We start from the raw sequence: 13,476 nt of genomic DNA, 5'->3' as shown, positions 1-13,476 counted from the left end.
AAATTTCAGTAAGAGAATATCTTAATTTTGAAGTGTACAAATAGGGAGAGTGACTTCAACTATAGTCCCCTTATTCATTTCACTCTCAATAAATATCTTTCCCTGATGTGTTTCAATGATTTTATAACAGATCATTAACCCTAAGCCAATCCCCTCTTCTTTAATACTATAAAAAGGTTCTCCGAGGTATGGTATACGTTCTTTTGGAATCCCACACCCTTCGTCGATAAAACGAATGCTTACTTGATTATTATCAAGTATATTTAATTGAATGAGAATTTCTCCTCCCATCGGCATAGATTCAATTGCATTTTTTAATATATTAACAAATACTTGTTTTAATTGATTTCCTTCACATGAAATCAATGGAATACCAGGGTTAAGATCGATTCTAAATTTTATATTATGCATCATTGCTTGAGGTTGTAGTAGCATTAAAACTTGATCCATTAGCACACTAATGTCATTATGTTGTATTTTTACCACCTGTGGTTTGGCTACCGCCATAAATTCAGTTGTAATGCTCTCTATACGCTCAATCTCTGATGATACTATATTAATATAACCCTGATTATTCTCATTTTCTGTTGATTTTAGTAATTGCATGAACCCTTTCATTGCAGTTAATGGATTATTAATCTCATGAGCCATTGCAGTCGCTAATTGTCCTACAACAGCAAGTTTTTCAGATTTTCGTAATAATTCTTCTGTTTTTAGCCGTTCAGTGATATCACGAGAAATACTTAGGAAAACCTTTTTACCATTTAAGTTAAAAACACGAACACTAAACTCAGTTGTTATTACTTTTCCTGTTGGAAAAACATATTCATCTTGCAAAGTGAAGGAAGTTTGTCCCTTTTTAATTTTTTCTAATAGCCTTACGATCATTTGAGAATCTTGTGGTACTATATTTGAAAATGATAATGAGAGCAACTCTTCTCTACTATATCCAAATCTTCTACACCCAACAGGGTTCACCTCAATAAATCGACTTGGAGCATTATCTTCATTCAGCTCTACTACATATACCGCATCAGTTGCTTGTTCGATTAGTGCACGGTACTTCATTTCACTATCTCTTAATTGCCGGTGTAATCGATGCCGTTCTCTTTCTGCTTGTTTTCTTTCAGAGATGTCTCTACATATTGCTGATAAAGCTATCACATTTCCTCTTACATCTAGTATAGGAGAAACTGTCAGACTAACATCAAGAAGACTCCCATCGCTCCTTTGTCTAACAGTTTCTAATTTAGTAACCACAGATTCACCTGTTAGAATTTTCTGAATATTTTTGAGCGATTCTTCCATTAAAAAATCTGGTACACAAGGTAATCTCTTACCTATGATTTCTTGTGATGACCACCCAAATATCTTTTCATAAGCTTTATTGGCTTGTAAAATATGCCCTTCTCGATCAGAAATGGTAATAGCATCTAGATTGTGCTTTATAAATGATTCCAATAATTCTTTGGTAGCGCTTAATTCTGATTCTACCTTTTTCCTTTCGGTTATATCAACTGTAGAACCAACAACTTCAATAACTTGTCCATTTCGTTTAATTGGCCTAAGCGCAATAAGAATAATAGTTTTATCATTTGGCCAAGGTAATTCAAATATAATTTCTTTTCCTTCCCATGCCTGAAGATAGTACTTCATCAATTGTGGAACTAAATGTGGAGGAACAATAGAAGCATCAATAGTACGTAAGCTTTTTCCTACCACCTGTTCAGAATAAAATCCGTTTTGATAATAAAACTGTCCATCACATAAAGTGTGTATAAAGTGCTTATCCACTTTTTTAAATTTAAAAATTCCTCCTTGAAGCTCATGTACGGTATCTGCAAGTTCTTGCTTCGATTTTTTTAATTCTCGATTCATTTTAGATAAGTCCTGTGTTAAATAATACAATCTCTGGTAGGCTTCCATAAGGAATAGCCCAATTAAAAGTCCTAACGCTATATATAATAGGCCTCCTGTGTAAAGTAATGTAGTATTAAATAATACGCCAACTAACCACTTTATTCCAATAAAAACAGAAAAATATAACGATGCACTTTTAAAAGGACGTAGTTTTTTAAAATAAGTTTTAAAGGTAGAAAATAGAATCCCCATACCTAAATAAGCAATCACAGGAGGTTCCCAATACCCTCCAGTGTAAAAGATACGCATTACAATTATGCTAATTAACGTAATCCAACCAGCAATACGACCAAAGTAAATAAAAGATAGAATAAGAGGAACAACTCGAAGATCGTAGGAAAATCCCATGTATGGAAAAGAAAAGAACATTAACGTAACTGCAATAATCCCTCCATAGAGCTTTTCGAAATATCGACTAGAATTAATTGTAAACACTTGAATAAATATTGCTGCGCTAACTAATAAAGAAAAAATAGAAAGGTTGATGAAATAATCTTTAATAATCATGTAATGTCCCTCCTTGAATTAAGTGTATTCGACAAAAAAGCTAAAAATCCTACAAATTGTATAAACAGTTCAAATGCATAAATTTTAAACTAGGATAAAATCTGGAAAAGTAAATAAGGAGCACAGCAGATGAGATATTTTAATGAAAAATAGTTCAAAAAAGATAATAGTAACCGTTGACTACTATTATCTTTTTTCTTTAAGTTATCGTAATACGTATGAAACTCTAAGGGACGTGGTATGTCATTTCATCAAACAATGATTATATGCTGAGTCATGAATATAGAAACTTCAACAGTAATTTTTGAAAAATAACATAAAAAACAAAACTATCTTTGAAAATGGAAAAAATCTATATAAATGTCAACTAATCTATGTACAAAAACGTTCACTTAATTTTGCATAAAGTCACTCCACTTAGGAAGCTAAGTAGTTCTTCAAGGTCGATAAGAACACCTGTAGATGCTTCAGGATAACTACATAATTGTATGAGTAATGTACTTGAAACATTTCGGTAAAACCATACACATAATACAACTAACTCCTTGGTTCAATATTTACTTTTTCGCTGAACAAATTCTTTTTCTTGAGCAAAATATTCTAGGATATAAGGAGATTTTTCAATTAACTTGGTGTCTAGTTTATTCTCCAGCTCCAATTACTTCGTTACTTTCAGATTCAGTTCATTATATTTTGTACTTTGTCTTTATACACAACATATTCCTTACCATCCACTACTGCTACTACCGCAAATTCATCATTTGGATTGAATGAAAGCCAATCAGCCCACATGTTAGTATTAGCCCCTCCACTCCACATATTATGAACAGTGTTTTTAGTTAAATTCATAACTTTATAAGACGCATTTGGCGCATTTGTTCCAGTCTTTATTTCAAAAGTGTATGCGTTATGAATTTTTTTATAAAAGTAGAAAACGTTTGATGGACGAAGCTGATTCAAAAAATCCTGTTCTTTTTTCTCTGCAATTTTTATCCCTTCTTGCAAAGTGACAACATCTGTTTTTAATGTTTTCCAACTGTTTTTCGCTGCATTCAAGCTAGGGGTTAAGAATTTATATTTATTTTGATCAGCCTTTTGATCAGCTTTACTAATATGTCCCAGTACACCCGAATATTGAGAATCTAAATCCTCCCATTGCGTAGACATATAAGTAAGAGCAGTGATAGCACTATCAAGCATACTATGCATATCACTAATATTATGAAACGCAACTCCAACTACACGATTCAATGTTATTTTATAATCTACAGTCTGACGCAATTTTGCTAATTCAGGTTCTAGCCAACCTAACTTACCTCTTGCATCACCTATCATTATGCCACCAGCAATCAAGGTTGGAATAAAGGGGATTTTCACCATGTCTAATCCCTTAGATTCTATGTCTTTCTGATATTTTACTTGTCCTAAAAGGTCCTCTAGACGCTTTTGGTCAGCCTCCACATCAGCACCTTGGTTTTTTAAAATCGATTGCAATGTCTCTTTATGACTTCCAAATGTTCTAACATCTTCTCCAATAGCATTTTTTAATTGAATTAATTCTTCTATTAATGCTTTTGCAGACTTTTGATTTTGTTGAATTCCTCCTTGTAAATCTGTAATCCCTTTTTTTAAAGTATCTCCATTTCCAGTATTGATCGCCTCTACTAATGTTTCATAATGATTTTCAAATTTTGTATCGTATTCTATAATGCCTGTCAATGTATCAAAAAGATGTTTTTTTACTTGTGTATTCCATGTCACAGCATGTGCTCTTGCATTCTTTTGATCTTGTACAATTTTACTAGGTAAATCTGCATTTCCATTAATAGTTATTCCTTCAAAACTCACATCTGGATTATTAATTAGCAAATAAGAATATTCATTCATAGCTTTTGCAAATAAACCAGCATCTTGCAAAGCTTTTTTCATCTGTTCTTCATTTGCTGAAAGAGACATATTTTCAGTGTTCGTTTGTTCAATTTCAATTGCAAAAGTTTCTAGTGGTATGACTGCATAAGTAGTTGTTATAGTTAAAAACGCTGATACAGCGAGTAGTTTATTAGGGATTTTTTTCATCATTTCGTATTCCTCCTCTATAGGGTATGGTTTCAAGTTCTAATCTTATTAAAAAGCGATGTCTTTCAAAATAAGTTCTACACCTTTTATCAGTATCGTTTGAACTTTCTTTAGCAGTCTTCAAATCATTAAGTATTAAAGAAAATGTATATAATCAGCTTCAAATTAACCGATTCTGTTGCAAATTTAAAAAAAGCAATTAAACTACAAGGTTATTCTTTTATTAGAATCATACTTATATATAATTGAAAGGCGAAGTCTTTAATGAGACTCCGCCTTTCTGTTATATAAGGATTTATCAATTATTACTTTTCTGTTTAACAGTGTAATCATAGACTTTCTATGTTTTAGTTCACTTTACAACAGAATTAATATTTCCCTATTTTTGTGGAGTAACAGTTTCCACTTTTAATTCCTTTATTCCTTCTTTTAATGTAACTGCATCTGTTCGTAATGTTTTCCAACTGTCTTTCGCTGCATTTAAATTAGGTTTTAAGAATTTAAATTTATTTTGATCGGCTTTTTGAGCTGCATTCTCAATATGCCCTAGAACGCCCGAATATTGAGAATCTAAATCATGCCACTGCGTGGACATATAAGTAAGAGCGTTAATAGCATCATCAAGCGCCTTGTGCATTTCATTAATATTACTGTAAGCAACTCCAACTACACGATTTAAGGTTACTTTATAATCCACGGTCTGACGTAATTCTGCTAATAAAGGCTCTAACTTACCTAAATTATCCCTTGCTACTCCCACTATAATACCGCCAATTATTGGTAGACCCAAAATAGCACCCTTCATTACATTAAACCCATCAGATTCTAATTGTTTATAATAGTTTACTGATCCTAATACTTCTTCTAGACGCTTTTGATCGGCATCAACATCTGCACCTTGATTTTTTAAAATTGACTGCAAGAGCTCTTTATTACTTCCAAATGCTCTAACATCGTGTCCAATAGAGTCTCTTAATTTAGTTAATTCTTCTATTAGTTGTTGTGCATACTTTTGATTTTGTTGAATTTCACCTCGCAAATCTGTAATCCCTTCTTTTAAAGTTTCTCCATCCCCTGTATTAATCGCCTCAATCATTGTTTCATAATAATTGTCAAATGTTGTATCGTATTCAACAATACCATTCAATGTATCTAAAAGCTGTTTTTTTACTTTCGTATCCCAAGTAACAGCATGTGCCCTTGCATTCTTTTGATCTTGCACGATTCTACCAGGTAAATCTACATATCCATTAATGGTAATTCCCTCAAAATTCACATCAGGGTTCTTAATTAACATATAAGAATAGGCATTCATAGATTTTGCAAATAATCCAGCCTTTTGCAAGGTCTCTTTCATTCTCGCTTCATTTGCAGAAAGAGCCGTATCTCCATTGTTCGTTTGTTCAATTTCACTTGCAAAAGTTGTTACTGGTGAAACTACATTTGCGGTTGTAATAGTTAATAGCGTCGATACAGCGAGTAATTTGTAAGGGATTTTTTTTATCATTTCATTTTCCTCCAATTTAGGTTTTAAATTTCAGTTCTACTCCTGTTTAAAAGCAATATCTTTTGAAATGAATTCTGCATCTTTATGAATATCATTCCAACTTTCTTTAGCGGCTTTTAAATCATCTGGTATTAAAGAGAATTTGTGGTCTTGCATAGAATCGATATTATCCAGTAAATCTGTATAATTTGCGCCCATTGTATTCCATTGCTTTTGAATATTTGTTAGAGACAATATCGCTTGATCTACAGTCTGATATAGATATGCCAATGTTTCTTTCGCGTTAGTAAGCGAAAGAACTGCTTGATTAGCACGATCTGCTTTCATACTTAATTCTCCGATTTTGTTAGAAATTTCATTATAGGAGTCCATATGCTTAGATGCTGTGACACCAGCCGCAGTTCCTAGACCGATACCAGCTGCACCAAGAGCCGAGAGTCCACCAACAACAGCCGGTGTTGCTGTACCGCCAGTTACAACAATAACTACCGCTCCTCCAATAGCTGCAATAACTAAAATAGCTGCTCCCAATCCACCACCAATTGACCATGCTAATACATCATCAAAATGTTTTTTCTGAGTAGAACGAAGTTGCTCAATTTCAGCTTGAAGTTGTGGAATCGTTGCCTGTTGACCTGCTAATATTGCAGTTAATCCACCTTTCCCATCTGGACCACCAACATTATTTTTAAAATCTGTAGAATTTTGATATAGTTTCCCTTTGAAGTCTTGTAGCATCTTAATCACATCTGTAACTTCTTTTGAATTTGTATTGATTGTAGTAATTAAATCATTTATACCCTCTTTTAGACCTGCCTTATCTTTCTTTTGTACAGTTTCTACTAATGTGTCGTAATAATTTTGAAATTGTTCATCGTAATTTACAATATTACGAGCAGTTTTTTGAATCTGTGGCTTCGCTGTATCTAACCAGTAATTTGCATTGATTCGTGACAGCTCTTGATTAAGGTGAATATTTTTGAGCAACTCTCCCCCCTCTGAGCCTAAATCGATATTAGATAAATTTACATTTGGTTGCTTAATCATTGTTTTTGCGTATAAATCCATTACTAGAATATGAGACCCTGTTTCAGCTAATGCTTTCTTCAGTCCTTCGGGGCCTAATGCATAATTGCCTACTTTTTGTTCTTGAGCGGTCGTTTCTTGTGCAAATGCATGAATAGTGTTACCGGTAGTAGCAGTTATAACAGTTGCTAATGTAGCTAAAGTTAGTACTTTGAATGGAAATTTTTTCATGACTATTCTCCTTCTTTCGCTAAATACTTATACTCTTTATAGATTTCCAAAAACGTAATATCAAAATTTATATACTTGCTCTTCAAGGTAACTTATTACATTTTTTAATTGTCTTAATGTATCTTTTTGAGACTGCTCGTTAGTTGTATCAACATTAGTAGATAATTTTGTAATGCTATTTTTTATTAGATTTAAATCTTCTTTATAGCGCTTTAGTAGATCAAGTTCTAAATCTACTTGATTTGCAAACGTATGCAAATCATTTTGTGTAAGAAGAAGCATTGATTTTTGTAAATCAGCTATTGATAATTTCGTTGTTAAATCATATATTTTTTGATTTTGTTTCTCTAAATCATCTAAATATGCTCGCTGTTCTGCTGTTAATTTATTTACTTCAGCAAAAACGCCAAATGTTTTCTTAATCTTTTCGGTATCAATGACCTTCATCAGGTCATACTCTTGTGTTTTTGCTGCGGCTGCGGCTGCTATTTCACCTTGTTTGCTTTTCTCAATTGCTTCACGAGCTGCTCTTTTTGCTGATTCAATCTCTAGAGCAGTTTTACCTTGCTCTGTTGCTTCTTGCACTGCTTTTTTCTCAGCTTCTAGAATAGAGTTGTTAATTTCTTTTCCTTTGTTATACGCTGCCACCCCTGCTTGCGCAGCTGGTTCAATAATTTCTTTTGAAAGACTATAAACTTCTTTGAATATAGCAAATCCCTGTTCATTTAAAGCCCCTGGTATTAATGCAATTTGCTGTAAATCATTTTGAATTGCTTTTTTGGTATTTAATATTTCATTTTTTAACTGATCTATTTTTCCTGTTCCATCTGTACTTAGTATGCCTTGCGCAGTTGCCACATTAGTATCAAAATCTTTTAATTTTTTATCAAGCTGTAATTTAAGATCTGTTAATTCATTGATTTGTCGTTGCGCATTTTCTTGATTCGTCATAGCCATTTCTTGAAGTACTTCAAGTCTATCCGAAAACCCTTCTCTATCTTCTTTATTGTCTACAAACGATTTTAATGTCGGGTAATAACTATTAAATTTTGTTACAAACCCTTTACTTTTTGAATTTAATAGAATTAACTGTGGATAGAGTTCCGATGACCATTCCTTCATATCTTGTTTGATTAGGAATTGATTGGTATTTAAAGCTGGGACTTCCTCTAGCTGTACATTAGGACTCATTAAAGATTGATCAATATACGTTTGGATTAATTTAGATTGCGCACCTAATTTTCGTAATGAAGAGGAAATATCCATGCCTTCCTGTTGAGTTTCCGCTTGAACGATTGGTGTTGCGAGAGTATTGATAGGAATAGTTGCTCCAGTTACAATGGATGTGACTAATAATCCTGTCATTATTTTAGTTTTCATTCCGTACACTCCTTTACCATTGTTTTTATAACTTAATTCATATAACTTGTACGACCGCTCTCTTTGTAAACTGGATAAGAAGGAGAAATCTTTCAGATACGTTAATATCGTTGTTTTTTACTTCTAATAGGATGTAAGGATTTTATTTATCTCTCATTTCGATACTCTATTTTTTTAAATATAAATAACAAAAATTTATTAACTATATTTGAATCAGGCACCTTATGAGTAGTAAATTATTAATTCTTTCCTAAAGTTGCGGTTTAACTTACAGAATCGTGAGGATCAATAAACCAATGCTTACAGTTAATCTTGTCATAACATTGTTTAATTTTAATTTGATAATATCCCTCTTAGTTTTGTCAGCAAACTCCTTACTAGACAACAAAAGGTGAAATTATACTGTACATTGCTTATACTTTTATTGCGGAATAACTTCACTTTTGTTATGCAGAAACTTAGAACACGTTTATTACCAATTTGATTCTTGACCTCTTGTAAATAAATTTACTATTCAGAAAATTATCAAAGACATAATGTTACTTATAACTTCACTATAATTCCTATTAGCGTAACCTTCTCCTTTCTGTCTGGTCATACCAGTTATGTTGTTCATTAAAACATTAAATTTTCAATGCGTAAATAGAAAAATTTTGTCGATTATGCTCGATAATTTACTGTTAAATAAAAATATGAACCAAAAAAATTATATAAATATAGTTATTCGTAAATTTCATTTCTGTAATTGTAATGATTACAAATTAATGTGTATACGGTTAAAAATAACTATTTTAGCTCAACCAAGAAATTTTATTTTAGAAAAAATACTTATAGAATAATATAATAGGTTTTTTTATACTTTTTTACCTTTATTTAGTTATGTATAATTGCATAAAATGTAGATATATTTAGTAATATATGTTATATTGTTGATTTTTTTAAAAAACATCCTGATATCATCATTATTAAATATCTAATATGAAGATATTAATCTATAAACTTATCTTCGTTATAAACGTAGGTTCTAAATTACAAAAAAGCTGCAAAGCCTCCTTGAAACACTTTGCAGCCTTCTATCTTTTTGTTTCCTTTAGCAAAATAATGGTTAGTGAATTTTTATTTTTTAGGATACTTATACCCATGTTTAAGTCTTTACATTGGAGACAGCAGATAACAAGCTTATATTACTGTATATTTTTCACGGTACTGCCTAGGAGTCATACTAGTATTTTTTTTGAAAACTCTTATAAAATAACTTTGGTCATTAAAATTAAGCCAAGCACAGATATCTGATAAAGAATAAGTAGTAAGTGTTAATAATTTTTTTGCTTCTTCCACTCGTTCCCTTTGAATATATTCGCTGAAAGTGATTCCCATTTCTTTTTTAAATAGTTTAGACAGATAAGTAGGCGTAATTTCTAATTGATTAGCAAGTTCATTCAGAGATATTCCATCGTAAACATTTTTATTAATATGTTTTATACATGTAGTAACCGCGTAAGAATACTTTTTTGCATTGTATTCTTTCACACGATCTGCAAAGGTACGTAAAGCGTCCCCTGACAATCGCTTTACAGATTCTACATTATCTAATTGTTCTAGGGTTTGTATATATAAAATACTATGAGCAAAAGCAATATCTGGTGGCAGGTTTCCTTCTATTGCATATCGAGTGGCTAAGGTAATCGCAATAATTCCAAGGTTTTTTTGATTCCTGAGCGGATCCTCTATTAGCATAAGTTCAACATCTTCTTGCGAAACCGCATACATATACTGTATTAACTTTTTTTTATTTCCTTCTTTAATAGTCGAAAAGAAATCATTTACTAATGCCATATTGTGCGTTTTAGGTTTGTTTTGTCGGCGTTTTAAAATATATAAATCAGGTTTCACATTTTTATTAGGAATTTCCTCTAGTACTCTATTTTTTTCCAAGACAATATCTACATCTAACTTTTCATTGAAAATCATGTAATGTAATAAAATTCCCATATCAATTAATGTAGTTTTTTTAATCTCAGATAAACACTGATAATAGGCAAGTCTTTCTTGAATGTTATCATTTGATTTAAATTCTTTCTGAAATTTTATGATCATATCATCTGAATCTTTTGGATGTATAGTAGGACCGATTATAATAGTCCCTTTAATATCATCATGATTTTCTATATGAATTAGAACAAAATTTTCAAGATAGTTGTTACTTCGGAAAAGTGGCAAGTTAAAGGGATCGTTTTCTTGATAAATATCACTAAGATGTTCTTCTTTTGAAGAATAAAAAGGACTACAAACATTATCAGATGTAGAATGATATAAAATTTTTCTGTCTGCAGATAAAATATGTACAGGGGCATTAAATGCTTTATGTGCAAGATCACACAAGTGTTGTATATCGATAGAAGTATTCATTACATTCTCCTTTATAGATCCATAAAATATATTCTGTTAGATATAATTCATGACAAATAATACTATAAAATATCAAATTAGTACAATTCACAACAAAATATTACTATATCTTTTTTATAAAAATCATATATTATTTAATTGTAGTTAGCATCTAAATATCAGAGTAGATAAGTAAATGAAATACACTAAGTTCTTTTCTTAATTCTACAAGATATAATTATTGAACTTGAGAAAACAGTGAAGTACTACAAAATACAGTGGTAGTCAATGCGAGGACCAAGCTGGAAAAAGGTTTAAAATGCAGCGAAAGTTACAGGAGATACTGTACCACCGCAAGAAATAACAGTCAAAGTTCCAATTCAATCATTTATACAAATTGAATTCAAAAAATAAATACTGCTAATTTAAATGTGAAACTGAAAAACTATTTTGCTCCAAATTTTAGAAAAAGATAATAAAGAAGTTGTGAAATTGGAAACAGATGAAAGCGATACGGCTATTTTTGAAGCACTATGCTTTGAAAAATACAAGGTAGAGGAAATTCAAGTACTCAATTAAACATTTAATTGAGAGAAAGGTCTTTTCATCAACTAAAAATAAAAAACGAATGGAATATTCAAAAAATGACACTATATTACTGGTCGTAACATTAGTTTTACTTTCCACAAAAGAGGAAAAAATATATAGACTTTACAAATACTAAGAATAGCAAACTAGCTAGTTTTATTACCGTATCACATAAAGTGAAACTTTAATCAGTGGGGGTTTTGTTCATCCCCCACTGATTATTAGCCCATACCAATCGGGGTCTTACTGCCCGGCAAATAGCGGGATAAACTTATTATTAATTTCCAAATACAATAGTTGTTAATCAACAAAAAACTTCAATAATTAAGGTACACAGTAAATTGATCTCAAAACAGTAATTACTACAGTATCAGTTTTTACTTATTCTATAAAAAAAGAAATATCACTTAATAATTATTATTTTATATCGATTTAGACATAAAACATTTTATTATATCAGCTTAAGTATTATGGAATTAAAATTGCAAATAACACCAAAACACTTTTAAGGGCTCATACATCGTTCATACCGAATTTATCACCTTTAGATACCTATGTCATTAACATAACTAAAAAAGATTATTACAAAGGAATCTGAGAGGTCTTTTCAATTTCGAAATTTGTTTTTTTGTAAATTAAAGGAAAATAATCCGTATATATACGGATTATTTTCTTAGTGTAATCTGTATTGACCTGTTAACTATTTTTCAGCCATTCGAACTAAGCGTTTTGTAATCTCTCCACCGATCCGAACCATTTGCAGATGATGTGATGTATCAGGTCCCAGTGTGACTCCTAGTTCAAAAGCAATTTCATACTTCATTTGCTCAATAGTACTTGTAGTAGCAGAAATAAGAATTTCATTTGTATTACTTTCGTATCTTTGAATATTTATAAATAACATGTGCCTAATTATGCTATTTACGCATGAGTAACCTAATTTCTTCTAGTACTTTTATGGGAACCCTTTCCCTCCCCTTATTCTACCAATTGAATTTGAAACACAAATGTACATTGCATTTCAATATAACAATAAAAGCTACAAAAGCAACGAATTTACTACTTTAAAGTTAAGTGTTTAACCTTGAAGTACTTAAATTCTTTTTTCCAGATAAAGCATACATTATATCTTGATGCTTTATTGTCCTCTTATAATTATGTGGTATCGGAAATTTGTTTCGGTGTTCTTTCATTATAATTAAAGTTTGAAGTTCTATGCTCAATACTTTTGCGAGAACATGATAGTTATATCCATTGTTTAACAGAGAAATTATGTCATAAAACATAGTTTTTCCGCCTACTAATTTTACTAATCTATTCTTTAACTCATTCCTTTTTTCTTTAGCTTCATCCATTTCTAACAACATGGATTTTTTATTTGTTTGCTTAATGTATTGAGTATATAACTCTGGGAATTCTTTTTGGACTTCTTTGTTTAATACTGGTTTATATTTAATCATATAAGTAACTTGTAACAATGAGCGTTTTAACAAACTATCTTCAATAAGATACGCTACTTTATTAAATAAATGTACATATTCCTTAATATTGGAATAACTATTAAAATGAGCTAATACTCTACTTTTTATACTAAAAGCCTTACCTATATAAATAATATTGTCATTATAATCTCTAATAAAATAAATACCACTGTCATCTTTTTCTAATTCATTATCCAGTTCTTCTAGACTCATAAAATGCAATTCACTCATACTTTCCTCTCCTTATTAGTTTTAAATCATGAAAAACAGGCAAGGTTTCTAAAAAAGGCACTCAGCTGTCCTAGGATTTTTCATTTTATTTCTTGCTAAATATCAAAAAACTGCTTCTATGTTACTCAACTATCAATATGA

Annotated in this window: 9 protein-coding genes and 1 pseudogene; 1 reads left to right on the top strand and 9 read right to left on the bottom strand. The window is 31.0% G+C overall.

Translation table 11 applies throughout. The features are described 5' to 3' along the window. Positions 1-21: 21 nt before the first annotated feature. The 7 genes and pseudogenes from MR143_RS13235 to MR143_RS13205 all read right to left on the bottom strand — a co-directional run bounded on the left by MR143_RS13235 (position 22) and on the right by MR143_RS13205 (position 11,056). Positions 22-2,427 carry a PAS domain S-box protein gene (locus MR143_RS13235; protein ID WP_000584308.1) on the bottom strand — a complete coding sequence of 802 codons (2,406 nt, stop codon included), beginning with the start codon at positions 2,425-2,427 and terminating at the stop codon, positions 22-24. A 430-nt stretch (positions 2,428-2,857) separates the two neighbouring features. Then, positions 2,858-3,085 (bottom strand): annotated as a pseudogene (locus MR143_RS33705) (hypothetical protein); the annotation flags it as partial. Between the two features lie 20 nt (positions 3,086-3,105). Next, positions 3,106-4,506 carry a hemolysin BL regulatory component HblB gene (gene hblB / locus MR143_RS13225; protein WP_000976162.1) on the bottom strand — a complete coding sequence of 467 codons (1,401 nt, stop codon included), beginning with the start codon at positions 4,504-4,506 and terminating at the stop codon, positions 3,106-3,108. Between the two features lie 376 nt (positions 4,507-4,882). Next, a complete protein-coding gene (gene hblA / locus MR143_RS13220; RefSeq protein ID WP_000591969.1) occupies positions 4,883-6,010 on the bottom strand; it encodes a hemolysin BL binding component B in 1,128 nt (375 codons plus the stop codon). 36 nt (positions 6,011-6,046) lie between these two features. Further along, positions 6,047-7,267 carry a hemolytic enterotoxin HBL lytic component L1 gene (gene hblD / locus MR143_RS13215; RefSeq protein ID WP_000714435.1) on the bottom strand — a complete coding sequence of 407 codons (1,221 nt, stop codon included), beginning with the start codon at positions 7,265-7,267 and terminating at the stop codon, positions 6,047-6,049. A 60-nt stretch (positions 7,268-7,327) separates the two neighbouring features. Next, entirely contained in the window at positions 7,328-8,647 is a 1,320-nt protein-coding gene (hblC, locus tag MR143_RS13210; protein ID WP_000850238.1) for a hemolytic enterotoxin HBL lytic component L2, read from the bottom strand. A gap of 1,179 nt (positions 8,648-9,826) precedes the next feature. Then, complete coding sequence (locus MR143_RS13205) at positions 9,827-11,056, bottom strand: helix-turn-helix domain-containing protein (RefSeq protein ID WP_001097908.1); 1,230 nt, start codon at positions 11,054-11,056, stop codon at positions 9,827-9,829. 429 nt (positions 11,057-11,485) lie between these two features. Here MR143_RS13205 and MR143_RS13200 point away from each other — a divergent pair, with 429 nt between their 5' ends. Beyond that, positions 11,486-11,614 carry a hypothetical protein gene (locus tag MR143_RS13200; protein ID WP_000939299.1) on the top strand — a complete coding sequence of 43 codons (129 nt, stop codon included), beginning with the start codon at positions 11,486-11,488 and terminating at the stop codon, positions 11,612-11,614. Positions 11,615-12,323: 709 nt separating this feature from the next. Here MR143_RS13200 and MR143_RS13195 read toward each other — a convergent pair. Both MR143_RS13195 and MR143_RS13190 read right to left on the bottom strand, forming a co-directional pair. After that, a complete protein-coding gene (locus MR143_RS13195; protein ID WP_000897402.1) occupies positions 12,324-12,527 on the bottom strand; it encodes an alpha/beta-type small acid-soluble spore protein in 204 nt (67 codons plus the stop codon). Positions 12,528-12,693: 166 nt separating this feature from the next. Beyond that, entirely contained in the window at positions 12,694-13,335 is a 642-nt protein-coding gene (locus tag MR143_RS13190) for a GIY-YIG nuclease family protein (RefSeq protein ID WP_001292181.1), read from the bottom strand. Positions 13,336-13,476: the final 141 nt, after the last annotated feature.

Origin of the sequence: Bacillus cereus group sp. BfR-BA-01347 (assembly GCF_022663835.1) — a bacterium.
GTDB lineage: Bacteria > Bacillota > Bacilli > Bacillales > Bacillaceae_G > Bacillus_A > Bacillus_A thuringiensis_K.
The sequence above is the reverse complement of the archived record's forward strand: the minus strand, read 5'-3'. Positions and strand labels throughout refer to the sequence as shown.

Coding starts and splice junctions, on each gene's coding strand:
- hblC (WP_000850238.1), bottom strand. CDS start 8,647: ATGAAAACTAAAATAATGACAGGATTATTAGTCACATCCATTGTAACT.
- MR143_RS13195 (WP_000897402.1), bottom strand. CDS start 12,527: ATGTTATTTATAAATATTCAAAGATACGAAAGTAATACAAATGAAATT.
- MR143_RS13190 (WP_001292181.1), bottom strand. CDS start 13,335: ATGAGTGAATTGCATTTTATGAGTCTAGAAGAACTGGATAATGAATTA.
- hblB (WP_000976162.1), bottom strand. CDS start 4,506: ATGATGAAAAAAATCCCTAATAAACTACTCGCTGTATCAGCGTTTTTA.
- MR143_RS13235 (WP_000584308.1), bottom strand. CDS start 2,427: ATGATTATTAAAGATTATTTCATCAACCTTTCTATTTTTTCTTTATTA.
- hblA (WP_000591969.1), bottom strand. CDS start 6,010: ATGATAAAAAAAATCCCTTACAAATTACTCGCTGTATCGACGCTATTA.
- MR143_RS13205 (WP_001097908.1), bottom strand. CDS start 11,056: ATGAATACTTCTATCGATATACAACACTTGTGTGATCTTGCACATAAA.
- hblD (WP_000714435.1), bottom strand. CDS start 7,267: ATGAAAAAATTTCCATTCAAAGTACTAACTTTAGCTACATTAGCAACT.